Annotated in this window: 23 protein-coding genes and 1 tRNA gene; 18 read left to right on the top strand and 6 right to left on the bottom strand. The window is 60.2% G+C overall.

Going from position 1 to position 23,036, the window contains the following annotated elements:
• The first annotated feature begins 44 nt into the window (after positions 1 to 44).
• The 5 genes from cysG (at position 45) to DFO46_RS07720 (ending at position 5,001) form a co-directional block, all read left to right on the top strand.
• A complete protein-coding gene (gene cysG / locus DFO46_RS07740) occupies positions 45 to 1,487 on the top strand; it encodes a siroheme synthase CysG (RefSeq protein WP_120276906.1) in 1,443 nt (480 codons plus the stop codon).
• Between the two features lies 1 nt (position 1,488).
• Positions 1,489 to 1,803 (top strand): DUF2849 domain-containing protein, encoded by a 315-nt coding sequence (locus DFO46_RS07735; RefSeq protein ID WP_110790419.1) that lies wholly within the window; start codon positions 1,489 to 1,491, stop codon positions 1,801 to 1,803.
• A 15-nt stretch (positions 1,804 to 1,818) separates the two neighbouring features.
• Entirely contained in the window at positions 1,819 to 3,492 is a 1,674-nt protein-coding gene (locus tag DFO46_RS07730; protein ID WP_120276905.1) for a nitrite/sulfite reductase, read from the top strand.
• 13 nt (positions 3,493 to 3,505) lie between these two features.
• Positions 3,506 to 4,018 carry a DUF934 domain-containing protein gene (locus DFO46_RS07725; protein ID WP_120276904.1) on the top strand — a complete coding sequence of 171 codons (513 nt, stop codon included), beginning with the start codon at positions 3,506 to 3,508 and terminating at the stop codon, positions 4,016 to 4,018.
• 170 nt (positions 4,019 to 4,188) lie between these two features.
• Entirely contained in the window at positions 4,189 to 5,001 is an 813-nt protein-coding gene (locus tag DFO46_RS07720) for a ferredoxin--NADP reductase (protein WP_120276903.1), read from the top strand.
• A gap of 75 nt (positions 5,002 to 5,076) precedes the next feature.
• Here DFO46_RS07720 and DFO46_RS07715 read toward each other — a convergent pair whose 3' ends face one another.
• The 4 genes from DFO46_RS07715 to DFO46_RS07700 form a co-directional block, all read right to left on the bottom strand.
• The gene (locus tag DFO46_RS07715) at positions 5,077 to 6,282 is read right to left on the bottom strand and encodes an ABC transporter permease (RefSeq protein WP_120276902.1); all 1,206 of its coding nucleotides are present in this window, start codon (positions 6,280 to 6,282) and stop codon (positions 5,077 to 5,079) included.
• Entirely contained in the window at positions 6,272 to 6,988 is a 717-nt protein-coding gene (locus DFO46_RS07710; protein ID WP_120276901.1) for an ABC transporter ATP-binding protein, read from the bottom strand. Before DFO46_RS07710 ends, DFO46_RS07715 begins: the two co-directional genes overlap by 11 nt.
• A 10-nt stretch (positions 6,989 to 6,998) precedes the next feature.
• Positions 6,999 to 8,282, bottom strand: a complete 1,284-nt coding sequence (locus DFO46_RS07705) for an efflux RND transporter periplasmic adaptor subunit (protein ID WP_120276900.1) — start codon at positions 8,280 to 8,282, stop codon at positions 6,999 to 7,001.
• A 187-nt stretch (positions 8,283 to 8,469) separates the two neighbouring features.
• Positions 8,470 to 8,838, bottom strand: coding sequence for a VanZ family protein (locus DFO46_RS07700; RefSeq protein WP_120276899.1), 369 nt, complete (start codon positions 8,836 to 8,838; stop codon positions 8,470 to 8,472).
• Between the two features lie 308 nt (positions 8,839 to 9,146).
• On the opposite strand from DFO46_RS07700, the gene DFO46_RS07695 reads away from it, so the two are divergent.
• From DFO46_RS07695 to DFO46_RS07665, 7 genes are all read left to right on the top strand, one after another.
• A complete protein-coding gene (locus tag DFO46_RS07695; protein ID WP_120276898.1) occupies positions 9,147 to 10,319 on the top strand; it encodes a site-specific integrase in 1,173 nt (390 codons plus the stop codon).
• A 167-nt stretch (positions 10,320 to 10,486) separates the two neighbouring features.
• Positions 10,487 to 10,693 (top strand): helix-turn-helix domain-containing protein, encoded by a 207-nt coding sequence (locus DFO46_RS07690; protein WP_120276897.1) that lies wholly within the window; start codon positions 10,487 to 10,489, stop codon positions 10,691 to 10,693.
• A 96-nt stretch (positions 10,694 to 10,789) separates the two neighbouring features.
• A complete protein-coding gene (locus tag DFO46_RS07685) occupies positions 10,790 to 11,281 on the top strand; it encodes a hypothetical protein (protein ID WP_120276896.1) in 492 nt (163 codons plus the stop codon).
• A gap of 35 nt (positions 11,282 to 11,316) precedes the next feature.
• Positions 11,317 to 12,204: an N-6 DNA methylase gene (locus DFO46_RS07680; RefSeq protein ID WP_120278178.1), complete on the top strand. Its 888-nt coding sequence runs from the start codon at positions 11,317 to 11,319 to the stop codon at positions 12,202 to 12,204.
• A gap of 32 nt (positions 12,205 to 12,236) precedes the next feature.
• On the top strand, positions 12,237 to 12,827 hold the full coding sequence (locus DFO46_RS07675; protein ID WP_147412748.1) for a hypothetical protein: 591 nt from the start codon (positions 12,237 to 12,239) through the stop codon (positions 12,825 to 12,827).
• A 197-nt stretch (positions 12,828 to 13,024) separates the two neighbouring features.
• Entirely contained in the window at positions 13,025 to 13,582 is a 558-nt protein-coding gene (locus DFO46_RS07670) for a DEAD/DEAH box helicase family protein (RefSeq protein ID WP_245422531.1), read from the top strand.
• 77 nt (positions 13,583 to 13,659) lie between these two features.
• Positions 13,660 to 14,448, top strand: a complete 789-nt coding sequence (locus tag DFO46_RS07665) for a putative phage abortive infection protein (protein ID WP_120276893.1) — start codon at positions 13,660 to 13,662, stop codon at positions 14,446 to 14,448.
• A 735-nt stretch (positions 14,449 to 15,183) separates the two neighbouring features.
• Here the strand turns inward: DFO46_RS07665 and DFO46_RS07660 are convergent.
• Positions 15,184 to 15,259: transfer RNA gene (locus DFO46_RS07660), tRNA-Lys, on the bottom strand.
• Positions 15,260 to 15,444: 185 nt separating this feature from the next.
• On the opposite strand from DFO46_RS07660, the gene DFO46_RS07655 reads away from it, so the two are divergent.
• Together DFO46_RS07655 and DFO46_RS07650 are read left to right on the top strand one after the other, a co-directional pair.
• On the top strand, positions 15,445 to 16,191 hold the full coding sequence (locus DFO46_RS07655) for a cytochrome c biogenesis CcdA family protein (protein WP_120276892.1): 747 nt from the start codon (positions 15,445 to 15,447) through the stop codon (positions 16,189 to 16,191).
• Between the two features lie 42 nt (positions 16,192 to 16,233).
• A complete protein-coding gene (locus DFO46_RS07650; protein ID WP_120276891.1) occupies positions 16,234 to 17,196 on the top strand; it encodes an AEC family transporter in 963 nt (320 codons plus the stop codon).
• Here DFO46_RS07650 and DFO46_RS07645 read toward each other — a convergent pair.
• The gene (locus tag DFO46_RS07645; RefSeq protein ID WP_120278177.1) at positions 17,173 to 18,378 is read right to left on the bottom strand and encodes a UbiH/UbiF family hydroxylase; all 1,206 of its coding nucleotides are present in this window, start codon (positions 18,376 to 18,378) and stop codon (positions 17,173 to 17,175) included. The two genes, DFO46_RS07650 and DFO46_RS07645, sit on opposite strands and share 24 nt — an antisense overlap.
• A 190-nt stretch (positions 18,379 to 18,568) precedes the next feature.
• Here DFO46_RS07645 and pcsA point away from each other — a divergent pair, with 190 nt between their 5' ends.
• From pcsA to DFO46_RS07625, 4 genes are all read left to right on the top strand, one after another.
• Entirely contained in the window at positions 18,569 to 19,297 is a 729-nt protein-coding gene (gene pcsA / locus DFO46_RS07640) for a phosphatidylcholine synthase (protein WP_110790428.1), read from the top strand.
• Between the two features lie 150 nt (positions 19,298 to 19,447).
• Positions 19,448 to 21,022, top strand: a complete 1,575-nt coding sequence (locus DFO46_RS07635; RefSeq protein WP_120276890.1) for an ABC transporter ATP-binding protein — start codon at positions 19,448 to 19,450, stop codon at positions 21,020 to 21,022.
• A complete protein-coding gene (locus DFO46_RS07630) occupies positions 21,012 to 22,106 on the top strand; it encodes an ABC transporter permease (RefSeq protein ID WP_120276889.1) in 1,095 nt (364 codons plus the stop codon). The genes DFO46_RS07635 and DFO46_RS07630 overlap by 11 nt, the downstream gene beginning before the upstream one ends.
• Entirely contained in the window at positions 22,103 to 23,020 is a 918-nt protein-coding gene (locus DFO46_RS07625) for an ABC transporter permease (RefSeq protein ID WP_120276888.1), read from the top strand. The genes DFO46_RS07630 and DFO46_RS07625 overlap by 4 nt, the downstream gene beginning before the upstream one ends.
• Positions 23,021 to 23,036 lie beyond the last annotated feature (16 nt).

Raw genomic sequence — 23,036 nt, 5'->3', positions numbered from 1 at the left:
CAGTCGAAAAAGCGATAGTGTCGGTCTCAAGCATCGGATGATTCATGACGCAGCAGGACAAACAGCTTTCAGTCTTTCCGGCCTTCTTCAAGGTCGAGAACGAGGTCGCCGCCGTTTTTGGAAACGGTGACGAGGCCTATGCGAAGGCGCGCCTGCTGAAGAACACCGAAGCGCGCATTGTCGCCTATGCCGATGCCCCGGAAGCCGATTACGCCGCATTCCTCGCCGCAAACAAGATCGAGCAGATCGCCGAGCCTTTCGATCCTTCGCAGGTCGAGGGAGCGCGGCTGGTCTTTGCCGCGACAGGTGAGGGCGTCATCGACCGTGCCATTGTAACTGCCGCCCGTGCCGCCCGCATTCCGGCCAATGCCGTGGACCAGCCGGACTGGTGCGATTTCTACACGCCCGCCCTCGTCAACCGTGCCCCGATTGCCGTTGCCATCGGCACCGAAGGTGTCGGCCCGGTTCTCGCCCAGATGATCCGCGCCGATATCGACCGCCTCCTGCCGCGCTCGCTCGGCAAGCTGGGGCGCCTCGCCAACTCCTATCGCCGCGCCGTCGATCGCCTCGTGCCCCGCGGTGCGCCGCGTCGCCTGTTCTGGCGCGATTTCTTCAAGGGCAAGGTGGCCGACCACGTCGAGGCTGACGAGACCAGCCTTGCCCGCCGCGAAGCGACCCGTCTCTTGAAGGGCGTGGCTGCCGATCGTGTCGAGGGCCGCGTTTTTCTCGTCGGCGCCGGTCCGGGTGCCGAAGACCTTTTGACGCTGCGCGCCCATCGCTTGATGATGGAATGCGACGTCATCGTCTATGACGCGCTGGTGCCGCGCGAAGTGGTCGACATGGGACGCCGCGACGCCGGGCGCATTCCCGTCGGCAAGCGCAAGGGCTGCCATTCGAAATCGCAGAGCGAAATCAACGCGCTGCTCGTCGAACTCGGTCATGCCGGCAAGCGCATCGTGCGTCTGAAGTCGGGCGATCCTCTGGTCTTCGGTCGTGCCGGCGAAGAGATGGCAGCGCTCCGCGATGCCGGTATCGCCTACGAGATCGTTCCGGGCGTGACCTCGGCGCTGGCTGCGGCCGCAGATTTTGAATTGCCGCTGACGCTGCGCGGCGTGTCTTCCTCCCTGGTCTTCACCACGGGCCACGATCTCCAGGGCAATGTCCTTCCGGATTGGGCGCGGCTTGCGCTGTCGGGCGCCACGGTCGCCGTCTATATGGGCCGCACCGTTGCGGCCTCGGTCGCCGAGCGCCTGATGGAAGGCGGTCTTGCCGAGGATACGACGGTTGCCGTCGTCGAAAATGCCGGCCGCCGCGACAGCCGGCTGCTGCATGGCACGCTCAAGGAATTGCCGGGCCTGGAGGCTCGTACCGAGCTGACCGGCCCGGTCATGGTCATTATCGGCGACGCGGTCGCCGGCGCCGATTTCAGCCGCTCCGAACCGCTCGGGCAACGGCAGACGGCGGAATTGGAAACGCAGGGGAATTGACATGGTAGACAAGGTCTTGACAGCAAACCGGCTGACCGACGGCATCGCCGTGTGGCTCGATGCCAGCGGCCATTGGACCGAACGCCTGCAGGAAGCCTTCGTTGCCCGCCATGCGGAAGCCGTCGAAGCCCTGGAAACCGCCGGCAAGCAGGCCTTCGCCAGCAACCTGGTCGTTGACGTCAACGTCATCGAGATCGAGGAAAAGGATGGCAAGTTGCGTCCGTTGCGCCTGCGCGAGCGTATCCGGGCCGAAGGCCCGACCATTGCATATGCAGAAGGGCACGGTTATGCCGACCCGGCATTCATCGCCGCCTGAGGCCTGAGGTAAGACATGTATCGTTATGACGAATTCGACCACGCTTTTGTGTCGGCGCGCGTAGAACAGTTTCGCGACCAGGTGGCCCGCCGCCTTTCGGGTGAGCTCGCGGAAGACGCCTTCAAGCCGCTGCGCCTGACGAACGGGGTCTATCTCCAGCTGCATGCCTATATGCTGCGCGTCGCCATCCCCTATGGCACGCTGAATTCCAAGCAGATGCGCATGCTGGCCCATATCGCCCGTAAGTATGACCGTGGCTATGGTCACTTCACCACCCGCCAGAACATCCAGTACAACTGGCCGAAGCTATCCGACACGCCCGACATCCTGAAGGATCTCGCAAGCGTCGAAATGCATGCGATCCAGACCTCCGGCAACTGCATCCGCAACGTCACCGCCGACCATTTCGCTGGCGCTGCCGCCGATGAAGTCGCCGATCCGCGCCCCTATGCCGAGATCCTGCGCCAGTGGTCCTCGCTGCATCCGGAGTTCTCCTTCCTGCCGCGCAAGTTCAAGATCGCCGTCACCGGGGCAGAAAAGGATCGTGCCGCCATCCAGGTGCATGACATCGGCCTGCAGCTGAAGAAGAACGAAGCGGGCGAACTCGGCTTTGCCGTCTATGTCGGCGGTGGTCAGGGCCGGACCCCGCTGATCGCCAAGAAGATCAATGACTTCCTGCCCGAAGCCGATCTCCTGACCTACATCACCGCGATCGTACGCGTGTACAATCTGCATGGCCGTCGCGACAACAAGTACAAGGCGCGTATCAAGATCCTCGTGCACGAAACCGGCGTCGACGAACTGACGCGCCAGATCGAGGCCGAATTCGCCGAGATCCGCGACAGCGAGTTGAAGCTGCCGGAAGGCGATATCCGCGCGATCGAAACCTATTTCGCCCCGCCGGCGCTGACTGCCCGCCCGGACGGCTGGGAAGCACTCGCCCGCGCCCAGAAGGCAGATCCGGCCTTTGGCGCCTGGGTCCGCCACAACGTCCAGGAACACCGCCACCCCGACCACGCCATGGTGACCATCTCGCTGAAGCCCATCGGCGGCACGCCGGGCGACGCCTCTGATGCGCAGATGGACCTCGTTGCTGACCTCGCCGAGCGTTACGCCTTCGACGAAATCCGCGTCAGCCACGAACAGAACCTGATCCTGCCGCATGTGGCCAAGGGCGATCTCTATCCGCTCTATCAGGCGCTGGAAAAGGCAGGCCTCGCGACCGCCAATTCCAACCTGATCACCGACATGATCGCCTGTCCGGGGCTGGACTACTGCGCGCTCGCCAATGCGCGCTCCATTCCGGTCGCTCAGGCGATTTCCGAGCGCTTCGGTTCGCTGGAGCGCCAGCAGGAGATCGGCGAACTCAAGATCAAGATCTCCGGCTGCATCAATGCCTGCGGCCACCACCATGTCGGCCATATCGGCCTGCTCGGTGTCGAGAAGAAGGGTGCCGAACTCTACCAGATCACGCTGGGTGGTTCGGGTGACGAGAACTCCTCGATCGGCGAGATCATCGGTCGCGGCTTCGAGCCGGAAAAGGTCACCGACGCCGTAGAGACGATCGTCGACACCTATCTCGGCCTGCGCCTCGATCCGAAGGAGACCTTCCTCGAAGCCTATCGCCGCGTCGGTCCGAAGCCGTTCAAGGACGCGCTGTATGGCAACGCCTCTGCCGAAGCCGCGTGAGACGGGAAAAGTGATGACCAAGATCTGGAAAGAAACCGGTTTCGTCGATGGTGACACCTGGGTAACCGAAACGGAAGAGCGCAAGGCAGGCGAGGGCGAGAAGGCCGTCCTGCCGCTGGACGCCTTCCTCGCGGCCGTGGCGGAGACCAACGATGTCGGCCTCGGCGTGCTGATCGCACCGGCTGACGACGTGAAGAAGCTTGAGCCGCATCTCGACCGCATTGCGCTGGTCGCCGTGGCCTTCCCGGCCTTCAGTGACGGCCGTGGCTTCAGCCACGCGACGCTGCTCCGCGATCGTCTCGGTTATGCGGGCGAGCTCCGCGCCGTCGGCGATGTCCTGATCGACCAGGTGCCGCTGATGCTGCGCACCGGCTTCGACAGCTTTGCCGTTACCAATCCGGTTGCCCAGCGCAGGCTCGCCGAAAACTGTCTCACGGGCGTTGCCCAGCACTATCAGCCGACTGCTCGGGATTCCGAGGTTGTCGGCGGTTTCAGCTGGCGTCGTCTGGGCACGTCAGGCGCCTGAGACCTATAAAAATCGCTATGTGACGGCGGCAATTTGACCTCGGTCAAGGATGCCGCCTTCGCTTTAACGGATATCTCGGCTGCGAAATGCGCATGCCGGCTGAATTGTGGAATGGGGCGGTCTGGATTATAGGCTCATCCCAATCGACTGAAGGATAGGACCGACAGCCTATGAATGCTCCTGTAAAGACCGACAACGCCGAACTGATCGTGCCGGAAGGCGTTTATGCCGAAACGGTTCTGAGCGTCACGCATTATACCGACCGCCTGTTCCGCTTCCGCATGACCCGTCCTGCCGGCTTTCGCTTCCGCTCGGGCGAGTTTGCGATGATCGGTCTGATGGTCGAGGGCAAGCCGATTTACCGCGCCTATTCGATCGCCAGTCCTTCCTGGGACGAGGAACTCGAATTCTTCTCGATCAAGGTTCCGGATGGCCCGCTCACCCAGCACCTGCAGCGCATCCAGCCGGGTGACAAGGTTCTGATGCGCAAGAAGCCGACCGGCACGCTGGTGCTTGATGCGCTCACTCCGGGCAAGCGCCTCTACATGTTCTCGACCGGCACCGGCATCGCACCTTTCGCCAGCCTGATCCGCGACCCCGAGACTTATGAGAAGTTCGAGGAGGTCATCCTCACCCATACCTGCCGCGACGTGGCCGAGCTGAAATACGGCTTCGATCTGGTCGAGGAAATCAAGAACCACGAATTCCTGGCCGAAGTCGTCGGCGACAAGCTCAAGCACTACGCAACGGTGACCCGCGAAGACTTCCCCTTCAAGGGACGCATCACCGATCTGATCGAAAACGGCAAGCTGTTCACCGATCTCGGCGTGCCGCCGCTCGATCCGGCCATTGATCGCGGCATGATCTGCGGCTCGACCGCGATGCTGAAGGACACCAAGGAACTCCTGGAAAAGGCAGGCCTCACCGAAGGCGCCAACAACAAGCCGGCCGAATTCGTGATCGAGCGCGCTTTCGTCGGCTGAGGTCACACCGCTGTATTCCGATGAAACGCCCGTTTTCGACCGGGCGTTTTGCGTTTGAGCGCTGCAAGGCAGGTCCTATTCGTGCCGCAGCGCATCGATCGGGTTCAACTGGGCTGCCCTGCGCGCCGGAAAATATCCGAAGATCATGCCGATAGCGGCTGAAAAGGCGAAGGCAAGCAAGATGACCGAGGGGCTCGCAACGAAAGGCACGCCGAGCAGCGTGACCGTGCCATAGGCGATGGCGAGGCCAAGGGCGATACCCACGACGCCACCGAATATGGAGAGAGTCACTGCTTCCACGAGAAACTGCATCAGCACCTGTCGTTCCACAGCGCCAATCGCAAGACGGATGCCGATCTCCCGTGTTCGCTCGGTCACGGACACGAGCATGATGTTCATGATCCCGATGCCGCCGACAAGCAACGAGACGGCGGCGACGGCTCCCAGCAACCCGGTCATCAGCGTCGTCGTGCCGGTCAATGTCGCCGCCATCTGCGTCATGTCATTGACCGTGAAGTCGTCGTCGCGCCCCGAAATGATCTTGCGACGCTCCCGCAGCAGCCGCTCGACATCCGCCTGGACCTTTGCGGTGGAAACGCCGTTTTCGGCCGACAGTATGATGCTGGAGACATCTGTCGATCCGCCGATCCGCCGTTGAAACACCTTGAGCGGCATCATCACCACGTCGTCCTGGTCGCTGCCCATGCCGCTCTGTCCCTTCTTGGACAGGACACCGATCACGGAGCAGGCGACATTGCCGACACGGATCGTTTGATCGACCGCAGGCGTGGAGCCGAAGAGCCGCGAACGCACGGTTTCGCCGATCAGACACACCGCCTGTCCGCCGCGCTCCTCGGAGGCAAGAAAGCTGCGCCCGCCAGCAAGCGTCCAGTCCTGCGCAATCAGGTAATCGCCGCCGGAGCCGATGATCGAGGTTTGTCGGCTCTGGCCGCCAAAGATCACGGTCTGGCTCGACTGGTTGATGGGTGCCACGGCGCGTAAGCCGCCGATCTGGTCGCGAATGGCGTCCACATCCCGGATGGTGAACTTCTTCGCATCTGACGATGACCGCCCGGGGCCGAACTGCCCGGGACGCACGAAGAGAAGATTCGTGCCCAGCTTGGAGATTTCGGAGGTGACCTGAGCCGTCGTGCCATTGCCGATCGTGACCATGGCGATGACGGCTGCCACGCCGATCACAACGCCGAGCACGGTCAGGAAGGAGCGGAGCAGGTTCCGCCTGATGGCGCGCAGCGCGAGTTTGAGCGTCTCACCGAACATGGGCGGCCATCTCTTTGACGGCACTGTCCGCCTGGATATGGCCATCGACGAAGCGCAGGGTCCGTTTGGCATAGGCCGCAATGTCGTCTTCGTGCGTGACCATGATCACCGTGATCCCGTGGTCGCGGTTGAGGGCCGTGATCAGCTCCATGATTTCCCGGCTGGTCTTGGTGTCGAGATTGCCCGTCGGTTCGTCCGCAAGCAGCACCGCCGGATTGGTGACGATGGCGCGCGCGATCGCGACGCGCTGCTGCTGGCCGCCGGAGAGTTCCTGGGTGGTATGATGTTCACGACCCGCAAGGCCGACCTGAGCAAGGGCAAGCCGCGCCCGTGCCCGCCGCTCGCCTGCCTCCATGCCGCGATAGATGAGGGGCAGTTCGACATTCTCCACAGCTGATGTCCGGGCCAAAAGATTGAAACCCTGGAACACGAAGCCGAGCATGTGACGACGCAGCAGCGTGTATTGCTCCCGACCGAAACCCGTCGTGTCGATACCCTCGAACAGGTATTGCCCCGATGTCGGCACGTCGAGACATCCGAGAATGTTCATCGCCGTGGATTTGCCAGAACCTGATGGTCCCATGATTGCGACGAACTCATGTTTGTCGATCACTAGGTCGACCGCGTCGAGCGCACGGATTGTCGCTTCGCCCATGCCGTAGAGGCGGGAGATCTGGCGGAATTCGATCAGCGGGGGAGATGCCACGGAATCCCCCTCAGCTCTTCTTGATGGTGGAATCGGTGATCACCCTGTCACCCGCCTTGACCTCACCCTTGGTGACGACGGTGTTCTGACCGTCACTGGCGCCAATCTCGATGTTGACGGCAACCGGCTGCCCGTTCCGCAGGATCCAGATCGTCCGTTCGCTGCCCTTTGGTTCGGGAGCGCTGGCGGGTGCCATTCTGGGCGGCCGGAAGAGGCTGAAGACGCCGCGCCCACCGCCCGAACTGCTTTCATTGGAAGAAATCGCCGGAGGCGAGTAACGCAGCGCGGCATTCGGAACGAGCAGACCGTCCTTGATCGACTGCACGACAATATCCGCCGTCGCCGTCATGCCCTGACGCAGCAAAAGGTCGTCGTTGCGCACCGACAGGATACCCTTGTAGGTCACCACGTCGTTGACGGTTTCGGCTGCATAACGAACCGATGTGATCGTCGCGGGGAACCGTTTGTCGGGAAAGGCATCGACGGTAAAGCTCGCAGTCTGGCCGACGGCGACCTGTCCGACATCTGCCTCGTCGATCGAGACCTGCAGTTCCATCTGGCGCAGATCGCCTGCAAGGGTGAACAGCGTCGGTGCCTCAAGCGAGGCCGCCACCGTCGCACCGCTGTCGACATTGCGAGACAGCACGATGCCGTCGATCGGCGAAACGATGGTGGCCTTCGAAAGCGAGAGCTTGGACTGTTCAAGGGCCGCTTCGGACGAAATCACGTCGGCTTCAGCGCTTTGTCGGCCGGCCTGTGCCGCCTGGTAGGTGAATTCGGCCGTATCGAGGTCCTGCTGCGTCGAGACACGGCTGCTGACCAGCGACGTCAGACGGTCGAGCTTGGCCTTTGCGGATTTCTCATCCGCTCGAGCCTTGGAAACGGCGGCCTGCGACGAGGCGAGCGCCGCCTCTTTCGCCTTGAGATCGGCAGACAGCTTGTCGGTATCGAGCCGCGCCAGCACATCGCCCTTCTTCACCTCGCTGTTGAAGTCGACAAGGACGTCGCGCACCGTGCCGGATTGTTCGCTCGAGACATCGACCTGAACGGTTGGTTCAACAGAACCGGTCGCTGTGACCAGCACAGTGAGATTGCCCGGCTTCAGTTCCGCCGTCGTGTAGGAATAGGAGGTTCCACCGGTTGTGAAGGCATAGGCACCATAGCCTGCAACCGCAATGACGACGAGTGCCGTGAACCGGAGGCCCCAGCGCGGCCGTTTCTTCGACGCGCCAGCCAGCAGCGTCTTCAGATCCGCGTTGTCAGGCTCACGCCCGGTCTTCTCAGCATCGCTCACGGTGTTTTTCCTGTCATCGCATTCAAGCGACCATGGCGCACCCGCCGCCCGAAGTGTTTGATCGGCGTCAACGCATTGGATCTGGTCGTAATCTGCTAGATAGCGGCTTCGGCAAAAAACCCTAGTGAAAGCTTGGTAAGAATCGTGCGAGCCAAGCCATCAGACCGGGAATGAGGCGCAACGCTCCTTATCTGGCCCCTCTGCCTCGTGCCCAAGCGAACAGCAAGGCTCGCATCACAGCGATCCCGAACAATGCGCCGGCCGATTTCACCATGGCATCGCTCAGGCTCGGATGCCGGCTGGGTGCGAGATACTGCATCGATTCGATTGCAAAAGCGCCGCCCACGAGAAGGATCGCGATGAGAAGCCAGTACCTGGGATAGGCGAGGGCGAAGAGTGCGCCGACGGCGGCAAAGGCGAGCGCACGGTCGGCATTGGGTGGCAGCATGGCATGCGGCCTAAGCCCGATCGGCACCACCGTTGCGGCAATGCAGAAACCGAGCAGCAGCCAGGCGGCGAGTTTGATCCAGCGATCGTGGGGGAGGTGAGGGCGCATGCGATCCTGTTAGGCCGCCAGTCACGTGAGTGCAATGGTTCAGGACCACAAGAGCACGTTACCTAAGGTTGCCGGCAATGGAGATCGATTTCAAGAGGTGGTGAGAGCGCAGGGATTCGAACCCTGGACCTACTGATTAAAAGTTTGATTGTCCTGCTGTCACAGAGATTGCTGACGCGTTCCAGATATTCGGCAGAAGCACTGGAAAACAAGGATATCTAGCCCGTGAGAGTCACCGAGATTCTTGCGGATTCCGCCACGTTCGCTTACTATGTGCTTACTGGATTGAGCTAGTAAGCAGGTAGGCAATGCCCAAAATCACCAAGCGCCTCGTCGAAACGGCGGCACCATCCGCTAAAGATGCTTTCGTCTGGGATGACGAACTCACTGGCTACGGGTTGAAAGTGACGCCGGCCGGCAAGAAGGTGTTCATTCTACAGTATCGGGTTGGTCGCCAGTCCCGGCGCATGACGCTAGGAGCATTCGGCCCGATCACACCTGATCAAGCTCGTTCGCTGGCGCAGGCAGCACTGCGAAAGGTGGCGCGGGGTGAGGGTCCCATGGCGGAGCGCGTCGCTAAGCGGGAGGAAGCCCTCACTGGCGATCTGCTGGATCAGTTTTTGAAGGAGCATGCGGAGTCGAAGCTAAAGGGCCGCTCCTCCGCCGAATACAAGCGCCTCATTACCAAGCTTGTCCCGGCCCGCCTTCGTCGCATGCCAATCACGGAGGTATCGCGGGCGAACGTCGCTCAATTGCACAACAGCCTCTCAGCCACGCCATATCAGGCGAACCGTCTGCTGGCTGTCCTTCGCAAGTTTTTCAATTGGTGCGAAAGGAACGGGCTTAGAGCGGATCTGACCAATCCGGCGCTGCATGTCGAACTCTACAGGGAGCGCAAGCGGGAGCGCTTCCTCTCACCAGCTGAAATCGCGCAGCTTGGTGAGGTTCTAAGCGAGGTAGAGGCGGAAGGTTCTGCGAGCCCCCATGTCATCGCTGCCGTGCGACTGTTGATCCTGACGGGTGCCCGGTTGAATGAGATCTTGTCGGCGCAGTGGGATTGGCTCGATTATGGCGCTGGGTGCATCCGCCTGCCGGATTCAAAGACGGGTGCCAAGACGATCTATCTCAGTGCAACCGCCTTGCAGGTGTTGGATTCGATCCCGCGCCTGGAAGGCAATCCGTATATCATTTGCGGTCAAAAGAAGGGTTCGTCGCTCGTCAACCTACAGAAACCTTGGAGCGCCATTCGAAAGCGGGCCGGCTTCCCGGATTTGCGCATCCACGATTTGCGTCACTCGTTCGCGTCGATCGCGGTTGCAAGCGGCATGTCCCTTCCGATGATTGGGAAGCTGCTTGGACACTCCCAGCCCCAGACAACGGCACGGTACGCGCATCTTGCAGATGATCCGATGAAGCATGCGGCAAGTCTGATCGGGAGCAGGATCGATATTTTGCCAAAGCTTCGCGTCGTCAATTCTTAGGTGTGAAGCAACATAAAGAATTGTTTATGTCGATTTTCTCCAAGAAGTGTGTTTCTGCTTGGGGAAAAGCGTGTTCGCATGACGGAGTGAGATGATTTTTCCTCTGAGTTCCTATAGAATCAGGCCGTTAAAGCTCTCCCAGGCAAGACCTCGAAAAAGGAATCTCTATGGATCATCTGATCAGCGCCGAACAGGCCGCAAGCATTCTGAATATCTCCCCCTCGACACTCGCCAAGATGCGGCTGTCGGGAGTATCGCCCCGGTTCATCAAGCTTGGACGGCGGGTGGCCTACAGGCCTTCGGATCTCGAAGCCTGGATTGAGGCGCAAAGCTTCCAATCAACATCGGAATATGGCTGCAAAGGTTCAGCCTGAGCGAAACGCCGGCAAGCAATCGGACGGTCGCCAAACAGACCGATTGCCGCCGACGCAAGCCATTGAATCCTCCCAGAGAATCGAAAGGATGACGGCATGGGCATCATACCAAGAAGTGTGTCCGAAGGTAAGCAGGCAGTTCAGTTCAATGCTCAAGTGACGGAGTTAGCGGGATGCGTGGTCGCCAGACGGCGGGTGATCGAGTTGAAATTAGACAATTGCCTAATCGGCTACAAAGCGCTCGTGAGCAAAACCCGCAAGGGGCCTTGGCGTCACTTTCTCGGACGCATGCGTGAGATTGAAACGCTTATCAAAGATCGACACGGAGATGCGGTGCCAGAGACGGACGATGCCTTCATCTATCTCGAATGCATCTGCAATCTGCTTTTCGTCGAGTACCGAGATGACTTCATCGAACATGCCTTGAATTGGGGTCTAAGGTGGTATCCTTGGGCATCCCAAGTTCAACTCGAAGAGGTCGCCTACGAGCGCACCAAAGTGAACTATGCCCCATTGGCTGCGGACGCACTCGCCCACATGCTGCGTTTGACCTATGAGGAGCGGCAGCGGCTTCGCATATCCGTTTGATCGAGCAAGAAGGCTATGGCCTCAAGACATTTCCGATGGTTGGGGCCGCTCGCAATCCAGATGAAGGTGAGCTGTCCGCGTCCCAGATTACGAACATCACGCCGGAGTTGACGGATGACTATCTGCGGTGCAACGAACTGTCCGGGACGGACTACGAGACGCTTCAGACAAAGACCTTCTACGGGCAGGAAAAGAAGGGTCTCGCCTATATCATCGGCATCATGAACATGATCCTGCACGGGATCGAGGCGCCCAACCTGATCCACTCCAACACGCTCAATGAAAACGTGATGGACATCCAGGAGAAGGACCGGCACGACATAATCCTCGCCAATCCGCCATTTGGCGGCGGTGAGCGGCGCGAGGTCCAGCAGAATTTTCCGATCCGCACGGGCGAGACGGCCTATCTCTTCCTTCAGCACTTCATCCGCAAGCTGAAGGCCGGAGGGCGCGGCGCCGTTGTCATCAAGAACACGTTTCTATCGAACACCGACAATGCGAGCGTGGGTCTTCGGAAGGAACTGCTAGAGGCCTGCAATCTGCATACAGTTCTAGATTGCCCGCAAGGCACGTTCCAAGGGGCCGGCGTCAAAACCGTCGTTCTGTTCTTCGAGAAGGGGGAGGCGACCCAAAAAATTTGGTTCTATCAGCTCGATCCCGGCCGGAGCATGGGCAAGACCAATCCACTCAGCGACGAAGATCTGAAGGAATTTTTAGAGCTGCAAAAGAGCTTTGCCGACAGTCCGAAAAGCTGGACGGTAAAGCGGGGCGATTTGAACGAGGTGACCTTCGACCTTTCGGTGAAAAACCCCAATGAACCGGAAAAGGAAGCCTCGCGCAGCCCGGAAGACATTATTTCCGATATGCTGGCGCGCGATGCGGAGACGGCGGACCTTCTGGAGAACATCCGGGTGCTGTTGTGAAAGCGGGCTGGGAGCTTAAGCCACTTGGGGACTTGTTCAAGACGGCTATCCGGTTGTCGGAGGAGATCGTTATCGGCGCCAATGCTGGCATCTTCGATTTTGTTAGGGACGCAGACCAGTTCGCCACCAAGCTCGTGGTTTCCGGCAGCGGGGTTGCGGGGCTGATCAGCCTTTCGGACATTCAGCAACTGCCGGTGCGCGCGGCGTTGTTCTCCCTCATCACCAGCCTGGAAATGGCCATGGCCATGGCAATTCAACGAAAATGGCCCGAGGCGCGGCTGTGGCTAGAGTGTCTGTCGGAAGGGCGCCAACAGAAACTACAGGATGAAATCCAAAAGGCGAAAAAGCTGGACGGGTTCATAAGTGAACTCAGCTTCACCCAGTTCAGTGACAAGTCTGACCTGATCCGAAAAGCCGGCATCCTGTCTGGTGCAAAACTGCAGGCAAAAGAGTCGCTTGACGAGATCCGAAAGCTCAGGGATCAGATCGCTCATGCGAATGGCTATGCCGATACTCCCGAGGAAGCCAAAAAAGTCTGCAGGATCGTTCGCACCATCTATCAACTGAAGGAAGAACTGATAGCCTATGCAACCGAAGCTCATAGCGAACCCGGCACTGCATGATCCCACACGACGAAACTGAGGCTGACACCCGCGCCAACCGCATTGACCCGATTCTCTCGGCAGCGGGTTGGGGCTTGTTGGATGGTTCGAAGGTGCGGCGGGAAGTCATCTGCCCCGGTCGCATTATGTCGGGAGGTAAGCGCGGCAAGTCTCTCTCTTGCGACTATGTGCTCATCTACAAGGGCCATAAGCTTGCCGTGCTGGAGGCGAAGAAAGCCTCTGTGAGCCACCGCAACGGGGTAGGACAGGCGAAAGATTACGCCGAAAGGCTCGCCGCGCGTTTCGCTTACGCTTCGAACGGACTGAATTGGTATCAGGTAGACATGATGACGGGAAAGGAAGGCGACCTTGCCTTGCCATTCCCGACGCCGGACCAGCTTTGGGATCTGACCTTCTCGCGCCCCAACACATGGCGCGACCGCTTCGGCGAAATTGATTTTGAGACGGATGGCGGCAAATGGGAGCTGCGCTATTACCAGCACCGCGCGATTACGGCGGCGCTGGATGCCATTGCCGAGGGTGACCGGCGCATCTTGCTGACGCTCGCCACGGGCACCGGCAAGACCTCGATCGCCTTTCAGATCGCTTGGAAGCTTTTTCAGTCCAAGTGGAACCTGTCACGCGAACCGCTGCGCCGTCCGCGCATCCTCTTTCTCGCCGATCGCAACATCCTAGCAGATCAGGCCTACAATGCCTTCTCCGCCTTCCCGAATGATGCCGTGAGGGGCGCGCGAAGCTGGGGGATCTTGCAGTGATCAAGGATGCTTACAAGCGCATGCAGGCGGCGCTGTATTCGGGGTGAACAGTCCGCTTGGGGGAGAGTGAGGAGAAAATGAAGATCATTGTGCCTATAGCAATCGGTGCCGTTTTGTTATGGGCCGCCTGGGCTTCACTCAGTCAGCTTGGATTCTCACAGTTATCATTGCAAAACCTAGCACTCTGGGGAGATTCGTTTGGCGGCCTGAACGCGCTTTTTTCAGCTGCGGCTTTCGTTGCCGTTCTAACAACCATCCGCATGCAGTCAAAGGAGTTGAAGAGACAGCAGCGAGAAATCGAAGAACAATCCAATCGATTGGAACGGTCGGAGCTGAATGCGCGACTTCAGCAGTTTGAGGTAACCTTCTTTCAGCTTTTTGAACTCTGCCGAGAGTTGAGGGAGAAGGTCATATTCGTTGATGATGATCACGAAGAGCGGGTCGGGCAACAGGCGTTTGATTATGCGTGTACTGATTTGAAGTTTAGACTGTCGTCAATCCTAGCGCCTCAGCAAACAAGCGACCAAATCGCAGCACGTATTGGCCCCGCCTATGAGAAGCATGTGCATATCAAGGCCGAGTTGTCGCTGGGCCCCTACTTTAGGACCCTTTACACTATCCTGCGCAGAATTTCCGAAAACGGCGATCTCTCCGAACAAGACAAGGCTCGATACGGGAACCTTGTTCGAAGTAACCTATCGAGTCCCGAGGTTGCGCTGATATCTGCTAACGCGCTCACGCCAGCAGCAAACGATTTGAAAAGGTACCTCATTGAGTTCAGGATTCTGAAGTATCTTCCTGAAGACAACTTCAAAGATCTGCTGCGAGCCGTGTATCCAGCCGAGACGTTTAAGGCTCGTGACTGACTCGCTGCTCAACGTGTGCTAAAGTTTGCACAGGATTTCGGGAAAAAGTAGACACGGCATGGGAGGGTTGGGTTCTGGTAACAGACTTCGATGGTCGTCTCGCGATACATGTGAATCAAGTTTACGGATTGACCTGCGTTATATGAGGGCGAGGGGGGTCCTGCAGGCCGGTACTTCCGGAGTCCTCTCTTGGTCAAGAGGTGGTGAGCCATCCGGCTTTATCAGATACAGGAGTCATCGGGAGTTTCTGGAAGTCGACTACCGTGTAAGGTCACCCGGAGCCGATTGGACGCCTGTCCAAGAATTCATACCGTTGGTTTACGTCGATCAGCCATTTGGGGGCACGCGGGCCTATATGCAGTGCCTCAGTTGTGGCAACCGCTGCGCTGTCCTCTACGGAGGTGCCCGCTTCCGCTGCCGCAAGTGCTCCAACCTAGCTTATTCATCACAAAACGGCGATGCGAGCGACCGAGCCCTGACGATATCTCAAAAGATCCGAACTCGCTTGGGCGGCGGAGGGTGTTTTGAGGATCCCATTCCGCCGAAGCCTAAGGGGATGCACTGGAAAACCTATCGGCGACTTCAGGCTAAATGCGAGTTCTACGAAGACCAGATTGCAGACCAGTTCGTCAACATGATCGCCAGATTCGGAGGCATGACCTGACGCAATTGATTGCTATGTGCTTGCTGGATGATACTAGACACCAATTAAATCAAGCTAAGTGATTGATTTTATGGTGAGAGCGCAGGGATTCGAACCCTGGACCTACTGATTAAAAGTCAGTTGCTCTACCGGCTGAGCTACGCTCTCCCGTGCGGTTTTGGGCCGCCTTCAGAAGTGCGCGGAACATAGGCAGGTGACCCCACCGGGTCAACCGCAAAAATGCACCTGTAGCCGCAAAATTGAGCGGAATTGTCACAGCCTACACAAAGGTGATTGGCAAGGCGATGGGTGCGGGATTACTTAAGCGCCGATCCGGACCGCAGGAGCATCAGGTGTCGATTGCCGAAATTTCCTTTCTGAGCGCACTTTTTGCTGGCGCTCTGTCATTCCTGTCTCCCTGTGTCCTGCCGCTGGTTCCGCCCTATCTCTGTTATATGGCCGGGATCTCCGTCGATCAGTTTCGAAGCGGCGCCGAAGCGGAAAATGCCGCCGCGCGCCGCGCGGTCTTCCTCACATCCCTCGTCTTCACGCTCGGATTCGCGACCGTCTTCGTCGCCCTCGGCGCTGGTGCCTCGACGATTGGTGGCCTGCTGCGCCAGCACATGGATCTTCTGTCGAAGATCGGCGGTGCCATCATCATCCTCATGGGCCTGAACTTCCTCGGTGTCTTCCGCCTTGGCCTGCTGTCGTCGGAATATCGATTCGCCGGCAACGGCAAGCCCGCAACGCTCTCGGGCGCCTACATCATGGGCCTCGCTTTCGCCTTTGGCTGGACGCCCTGTATCGGGCCGGTGCTGGGTGCCATCCTCGGCGTCGCGGCCTCGAAGGAAACAGTCGGTGACGGTGCGCTGCTTCTTGCCATCTATTCGCTCGGCCTTGCCGTGCCCTTCTGGATTGCCGCAGGCTTTTCGGGAGCCTTCATGCGCTTTCTCACCCGCTTCCGTCGCCATCTCGGTCTGGTTGAGAAGCTCATGGGAGGGCTGCTCGTTCTGACCGGCCTCGCTTTCATCTTCGGTTATGTCTCCGACATGGCGATCTGGTTTCAGCAGACCTTCCCAATCCTGTCGCAAATCGGCTAAGTCCGGATCGGGCGCAAACGCTCGCCCGGGAGGAGAATGCCGATGGCGGACATCGTCGCGCTGGTACTGCCGTTCTTCGGCCTGATCCTGATAGGCTACGTCTCCGGTCGGCTTGGCGATCATTCGGCCCAGGCTTTGGGTTGGCTGAACTTCTTCGTGATCTACGTCAGCCTCCCGGCCTTGTTCTTCAAATTGGTGTCGCGAACGCCCATTGAGCAGCTGACGCGTATCGACTTCATCGCCGCCTGTCTGGCCGCGACCTACACCATCTTCACTCTGGTCTTTGTCATTGGTCGATATGTTCGCGGTAACAACATCGCCGAATCGACCGTTCAGGCGCTGGCCGGTGCTTATGGCAATATCGGCTACATGGGGCCGGGCCTCGCGCTGCTCGCCTTCGGCGAGAAAGCCGCCGTTCCGGTTGCACTCGTGTTCTGCTTCGAAAATGCTGCCCATTTCATCGCGGCACCCGCCCTGATGGCTTTTGCCGGTGGAGACGACCGGCCGCCGTCACGTCTAGCCCTCGACGTCGCGCGAAAAATTCTGACACATCCCTTCATCATTGCAACGCTTGTCGGCTTCCTTGCCGCAGCCGTCGCCTTCGAACCGCCGCTCGCTCTGCAACGTCTCATCGATTATCTGGCCCAGGCTGCGGCCCCTTGCGCGCTCTTTGCCATGGGGGTGACACTGGCGCTGCGCCCGCTCAAACGCATTCCGGTCGAGATCGGCTATATCGTGCCGATCAAGCTCCTCGTCCATCCGGTTCTGGTCTATGTGGTTCTGAGCGCTGTGGGCAATTTCGACCCGCTGTGGGTCTATACCGCGATCCTGCTGGCAGCCCTGCCGACCGCCACCAATGTCTTCGTCATCGGACAGCAATACGGTGTGTGGCAGGAAAGGGCGTCGGCCACGATCCTGATCACAACGGTGATTTCGGTCTTCTCGGTTTCGGCTCTGCTTTTTGCGATCAAGGGCGGAATGTTACCGCCGGATCTTTTCCCGTAACATCGTCGGCAGGCTTTTCAGGCCGCGTCCGGGTGCCACGCCTTCCTGCATCACGAGGTTGCGCAGCGGCGCAACGCTTGCCAGCACCTGCAAGCCTGCGGCCCTGAGCATCTGCACGGGAAGCAAGGACGACAGCAGCGAACGGTTCAGAAGATCGACGCTTGCGGTGCGGCTTGCAATGTCGATCCGGCGCTTCGCATGAAACCGGTCGCCGCTGTCGCGGGCGATGGGGGCAGATTGCCGGTCGATCAGGATGTCTTCCAGCGCCGCGATGTCGCGCAGGCTGAGGTTCAGCCCCTGCGCGCCGATCGGCGGGAAGGCGTGGCCTGCCTCGCCGACAAAGGCGGCCCGCCCCTTGCCGTAAACCTCGGCGGTCATCCCGGACAGCGGCCAGGCCTGCACGCCGTCTTCGACGGTGACCTTGCCGAGGATCGACTGCATGCGCGTCTCCACCTCCGTCGACAGCGCCACGAGCTCCAATGCCAGCAGCCGCTCTGCTTCCTTCGGCGTCACGACCCACACGAGGCTCGAGCGCAGGCCCGGCAGGGGGACCTGAGTGAAAGGACCGGATTCGGTGTGGAACTCGGTCGAGATGTTCTGGTGGGGCAAGCTGTGGCTGAAATTCAGCACCACCGCCGTTTGGGGATAGGACCACGTCTTCACGCCGACGCCGGCGCTGTCGCGCGTCTTCGACCGCCGTCCGTCGGCACCAATGACAAAATCGGCGATGATGTCGTCGCCACCGGAAATGTCGATGCGGACATCGCCGTCGCTGATCACGATGGCCTCGGCGCTCTTCGTCACCCTTTCGATCAGCGGTTCGGCTGCAACGGCTGTGGCGAGACTTTCCAGAAGAGCGGAATTGGGAATGTTGTAGCCGAAAGCCGGCAGATCGATCTCGGCGCTGCGAAAGGCGACTGTCGGTGCGCGCAACAGGCGCTTCGTGCCATCGATGATCTGCATGGTCTGGAGGGCTGCGGCATGGGGCTGCAGTTCGTCCCAGAGACCAAGCCGCGCCATCATGTCGAGCGATTGATGCATCAGTGCCGTCGTGCGGCGATCCGAACCATCCGGCTGCGGCCCGACCAGGGCGACACGGCGGCCACCGCGTGCCATGGCGATGGCGGCGATCTGGCCCGCCGGACCGGCACCTACGACGGCGATGTCGACTTTCTGCTGCATCTCATTCATTCCCGTGTTGTCGTCCTTCCTATCTATGCCGACCGCAGGTCGAAATCCATGGGCCGAAATGGCGCAGCCGAGCGGTAAGCGCTGCGGTCGAAATCCGGGCATAGCGGGCAAGGCTTGTTGCAAATGACGCCAATTCAGTCGATACCGGGGATCGCCAAAGGATGGTCGACGTGGAGCCGGCATGAAGATCTTTAACTACAAGCGTGTGCCCTATGCCGAAATTCGGGCTTTCTCGGTGCACATGCTGACGGCATCGGGCTCATTTCTCGCCTTTCTCGGCGTCGTTGCCGCTGGCGAACGTCGCTTTGTCGATATGTTCTGGTGGCTCGGGCTGGCGCTTCTGGTTGATGGCATCGATGGCCCTATCGCCCGCAAGGTGCGCGTCAAGGAAGTTTTGCCGAACTGGTCCGGCGACACGCTCGACAACATCATCGACTATGTGACCTACGTGCTCCTGCCGGCCTTCGCACTGTACCAGAGCGGCATGATCGGCGAGCCCTGGTCCTTCGTCGCAGCCGGCCTGATCGTCGTTTCGAGCGCCATCTATTATGCCGACATGGGCATGAAGACCGATGAATATTTCTTCTCCGGCTTCCCCGTCGTCTGGAACATGGTGATCTTCACGCTCTTTGTCATTGATGCCAGTGCGACGACGGCGCTTGTGGTGGTGCTGCTTTCGGTCTTCCTCACATTTCTGCCGATCCACTTCCTGCATCCCGTGCGCGTCAAGCGGCTGCGAACGCTCAATCTGGCGGTGTTTTTCCTCTGGTGCGCCTTTGCCGGCTATGCACTGCTCCTGCATTTCGAGACGCCGGCCTGGGTCGTCGCGGGCACGATCGTGACCGGCATCTACCTCTATGTTATCGGCGGTATCCTTCAGCTTTTCCCGCAGCTTGGACGGTCGCGCTGAGACAGTGCTGCATCAAGCCTGCGCAAAACCAAAAAAAACTTCTGCCTATATATTGTGCGCTGCCGCAAACCGGTTATGAATTGAGCGATGGACCGGGCGCAAGACCCGGCCTCAAGCCTGCGAAAGCGAGGGGGACCCGTGCCGCATCCAATGCCCGAGGGGCAAGAACCGCTCTTGTCCGTGACCGGATTGACGAAGCTGTTCGGCAGTTTCAAGGCCTGTGACGGCATTGATCTTTCGATTGGCCATGGTGAAATTCACGCGCTTCTGGGGGAAAACGGCGCCGGCAAGTCGACGCTGGTCAAGATGTTGTTCGGCATCCTGGCTCCTTCTGCGGGCGCGATCTCCTGGCTTGGCAAGGAGACCGTCATTCCCAATCCCGCCGCCGCGCGCCGTCTCGGCATTGGCATGGTCTTTCAGCATTTCTCTCTCTTCGAAGCGCTGACGGTTGCCGAAAACATCGCGCTGTCGCTTGATGAGAAGATCTCGATCTCCGATCTCTCGAAGAAGGCGGCCGAATTGTCGGTTGCCTATGGCCTGCCGCTCGATCCTGACGCCCATGTCGCGGATCTCTCCGTCGGTGAGCGCCAGCGCATCGAGATCGTGCGCGCGCTGCTGCAGAACCCCAAGCTGATCATCCTTGACGAGCCGACGTCGGTTCTGACGCCGCAGGAAGCCGACAAGCTCTTCGAAACCCTGTTCAAACTCAAGGCTGAGGGTCGCTCGGTTCTCTATATCAGCCACCGTCTCGAAGAGGTCCAGCGGATCTGCGACCGTGCCACGGTCTTGCGCCACGGCCGGGTGACCGGCGCGTGCGATCCGCGTCAGGAGACACCCGCGTCGCTCGCCCGCATGATGGTGGGTGCCGAAGTGGCTGGCGTGGAGAAGGTCGAGCCATCGGCCAATGGTGAGATCCAGCTGCAGGTCACCGATCTCTCGGTCAGCCCGCGAACGCCATTCGCCATGTCCTTGAAGAACGTCTCGGTCACGGTGCGTGGCGGAGAGGTGCTGGCAATCGCGGGGGTTGCCGGCAACGGTCAGAGCGAGCTTTTCGATGCTCTTTCCGGCGAATATCCGGTGCGTGACGCCGAGGCGATCCGCCTGCGCGGCAGGGCCGTTGGCCGTCTCGGGATCAACGAGCGTCGCCTGCTCGGTGCCGGTTTTGTGCCGGAAGAACGCCACGGCCACGCGGCCGTGCCGGCCATGAGCCTTTCGGAAAATCTCTTCTTGTCGCGCAATGCCTCAGACCGCTCCGCCTATTTGTCGGGCGGCAGGCTTGGCCTGATCAGGCATGGTCTCGTCCAGCAAGCCGCCCGCCGCATTTCGGAAATGATGGACGTGCGCAAAAGCGGCGACGATCCGGCGGCTGGCTCTCTCTCCGGCGGCAATCTGCAGAAATTCATCGTCGGTCGCGAACTTGACCGCCAGCCATCTGTCCTCGTGGTCAATCAACCGACCTGGGGTGTCGATGCAGGCGCTGCCAGCCGCATCCGCCAGGCGCTGGTCGATCTCGCAAAGAGCGGATCGGCCGTCATCGTGATCAGCCAGGATCTCGACGAGATCTTCGAAGTGGCAACGAGCATTGCCGCGATCTCCGAAGGCCGCCTCTCGGAGGCCTATCCCGCCGTTACCATGACGCGCGAGCGCATCGGTATCCTGATGGGCGGTGTGCACGGGCCGGAGGCGGTGCAGTCGTCTAAAGCGGAGAGCGCCCATGCGCATTGAACTCGAACGGCGCGCCCGCCAATCCTCCGTCTTCGCCGTGGTGTCGCCGCTGCTGGCGCTCGCCCTCACCGTTCTTTTCGGCGGCATCATGTTTGCGCTATTGGGCAAGGACCCTGTCTCCGCGCTCTACAGCTTCTTCATCGAGCCGCTGCTCGAGGTCTGGTCGCTGCATGAACTGGCGATCAAGGCCGGGCCCTTGATCCTGATCGGCGTCGGTCTCTCTGTCTGTTATCGCTCGAACAACTGGAACATCGGAGCCGAGGGCCAGTTCACGGTCGGCGCCATCGTCGGCTCCATCGTGCCGATCACCTTCTACGAATGGCACTCGCCGCTGCTTCTGCCGATCATGATGGTCATGGGCGCGATCGGTGGCGCCGCCTATGCCGCCATTCCCGCCCTTCTGAAGACCCGCTTCAACACCAACGAGATCCTGACCAGCCTGATGCTGGTCTACATCGCCCAGCTTTTCCTCGATTGGCTGACACGCGGCATCTGGAAGGACCCGGCCGGCTACAATTTCCCGCAGTCGCGTTCCTTCGTCACCGAAGCCGTCCTGCCGGAGGTGCTGGCCTCGGGGCGCGCCCATTATGGCATCGTCTTTGCGATCCTCGCCGCCATCGCCGTCTGGTTCATGATGCGCTACACGCTCAAGGGGTTTCAGGTGAACGTGCTCGGCCAGTCCGAGAGGGCAGGGCGCTTCGCCGGCTTCTCAGGCCGCAAGATGGTCTGGTTCTCCATGATGTTCTCGGGCGCGCTTGCTGGCCTTGCCGGCATCGCCGAAGTTTCGGGTTCGATCGGCCATCTGCAGCCGTCGATCTCGCCGGGCTATGGATTTACCGCGATCATCGTCGCCTTCCTCGGTCGCCTCAACCCGCTCGGCATCATCGCCTCCGGCTTCGTGCTCGCCCTGACCTATCTTGGTGGCGAAGGAGCCCAGCTTTCGATCGGCGTGTCCGACAAGGTAACGCGCGTCTTCCAGGGCCTGCTGCTCTTCTTCGTGCTCTCCTGCGACACGCTCATTCTCTACAAGGTGCGCATCGTTTTCGACCGCGCCCGCTCTGCATCGACGAAGGCCGCGTCATGATCTTTGAAGCCATCCTGCTCACGGTCATCACAGCCTCCACGCCGCTCGTCATTGCCGCAATCGGCGAACTCGTGACGGAACGCTCCGGCGTGCTCAATCTGGGCGTCGAGGGCATGATGATCGTCGGCGCCGTCTGCGCCTTCATGGCCACCAAGGCGACCGGCTCACCCTATGTCGGCGTGCTTGCCGGTGTGGTCTCGGGCGCCGCCTTCTCGCTGCTTTTCGGCTTCCTGACGCTGACCCTGGTTGCCAACCAGGTCGCCACAGGCTTGGCGCTCACCATTCTCGGCCTTGGTGTGTCCGGCATGGTTGGTGAGACCGTCGTCGGCCAGCCCGGCGTGAAGATGCAGCCGATCGCGATCCCGCTCCTCTCGGATATTCCGGTGATCGGCACCATCCTCTTCCGTCAGGACATCTTCTTTTATGCCTCGATCGCGCTGATCATCGGTGTGAACTGGTTCCTGTTCAAAAGCCGCACGGGTCTCAAGTTGCGCGCCATCGGCGACAGCCACGGCTCGGCCCATACGCTCGGCCTGCCGGTCATCCGCACGCGGTATCTCGCCGTGATGTTTGGTGGCGCCTGTGCAGGCCTTGCCGGTGCCCAATTGTCTCTGGTCTACACGCCGCAATGGGTGGAAAACATGTCGGCCGGCCGCGGCTGGATCGCGCTCGCCCTCGTCGTTTTTGCCGCCTGGCGGCCCTGGCGCGTGCTTGCCGGCGGCTATCTTTTCGGCGCGGTGACCATCGGGCAGTTGCACGCCCAGGCCCTCGGCATCGGCCTTCCCTCGCAATTCATGTCGGCGCTGCCCTATGCGGCGACGATTGTCGTACTGATCATAATCTCCCATAATCGCCGCACGACGCTGATCAACACGCCGGCCTGCCTCGGCAAGCCCTTCGTGCCCGACCGATAGAAATCACTTCAGGCTC

The organism is Rhizobium sp. AG855 (genome assembly GCF_003610655.1).
In the GTDB taxonomy this organism is placed as follows: Bacteria; Pseudomonadota; Alphaproteobacteria; order Rhizobiales; family Rhizobiaceae; genus Allorhizobium; species Allorhizobium wuzhouense.
This window is presented reverse-complemented; position numbering and strand designations above follow the sequence as displayed.

Bases quoted from the DNA above. Each gene is read 5' to 3' on its own strand.
- cysG (WP_120276906.1), top strand. From the start codon at position 45: ATGACGCAGCAGGACAAACAGCTTTCAGTCTTTCCGGCCTTCTTCAAG.
- DFO46_RS07735 (WP_110790419.1), top strand. From the start codon at position 1,489: ATGGTAGACAAGGTCTTGACAGCAAACCGGCTGACCGACGGCATCGCC.
- DFO46_RS07730 (WP_120276905.1), top strand. From the start codon at position 1,819: ATGTATCGTTATGACGAATTCGACCACGCTTTTGTGTCGGCGCGCGTA.
- DFO46_RS07725 (WP_120276904.1), top strand. From the start codon at position 3,506: ATGACCAAGATCTGGAAAGAAACCGGTTTCGTCGATGGTGACACCTGG.
- DFO46_RS07720 (WP_120276903.1), top strand. From the start codon at position 4,189: ATGAATGCTCCTGTAAAGACCGACAACGCCGAACTGATCGTGCCGGAA.
- DFO46_RS07715 (WP_120276902.1), bottom strand. From the start codon at position 6,282: ATGTTCGGTGAGACGCTCAAACTCGCGCTGCGCGCCATCAGGCGGAAC.
- DFO46_RS07700 (WP_120276899.1), bottom strand. From the start codon at position 8,838: ATGCGCCCTCACCTCCCCCACGATCGCTGGATCAAACTCGCCGCCTGG.
- DFO46_RS07695 (WP_120276898.1), top strand. From the start codon at position 9,147: ATGCCCAAAATCACCAAGCGCCTCGTCGAAACGGCGGCACCATCCGCT.
- DFO46_RS07690 (WP_120276897.1), top strand. From the start codon at position 10,487: ATGGATCATCTGATCAGCGCCGAACAGGCCGCAAGCATTCTGAATATC.
- DFO46_RS07685 (WP_120276896.1), top strand. From the start codon at position 10,790: ATGGGCATCATACCAAGAAGTGTGTCCGAAGGTAAGCAGGCAGTTCAG.
- DFO46_RS07680 (WP_120278178.1), top strand. From the start codon at position 11,317: ATGGTTGGGGCCGCTCGCAATCCAGATGAAGGTGAGCTGTCCGCGTCC.
- DFO46_RS07665 (WP_120276893.1), top strand. From the start codon at position 13,660: ATGAAGATCATTGTGCCTATAGCAATCGGTGCCGTTTTGTTATGGGCC.
- DFO46_RS07650 (WP_120276891.1), top strand. From the start codon at position 16,234: ATGGCGGACATCGTCGCGCTGGTACTGCCGTTCTTCGGCCTGATCCTG.
- DFO46_RS07645 (WP_120278177.1), bottom strand. From the start codon at position 18,378: ATGCAGCAGAAAGTCGACATCGCCGTCGTAGGTGCCGGTCCGGCGGGC.
- pcsA (WP_110790428.1), top strand. From the start codon at position 18,569: ATGAAGATCTTTAACTACAAGCGTGTGCCCTATGCCGAAATTCGGGCT.
- DFO46_RS07635 (WP_120276890.1), top strand. From the start codon at position 19,448: ATGCCCGAGGGGCAAGAACCGCTCTTGTCCGTGACCGGATTGACGAAG.
- DFO46_RS07630 (WP_120276889.1), top strand. From the start codon at position 21,012: ATGCGCATTGAACTCGAACGGCGCGCCCGCCAATCCTCCGTCTTCGCC.
- DFO46_RS07625 (WP_120276888.1), top strand. From the start codon at position 22,103: ATGATCTTTGAAGCCATCCTGCTCACGGTCATCACAGCCTCCACGCCG.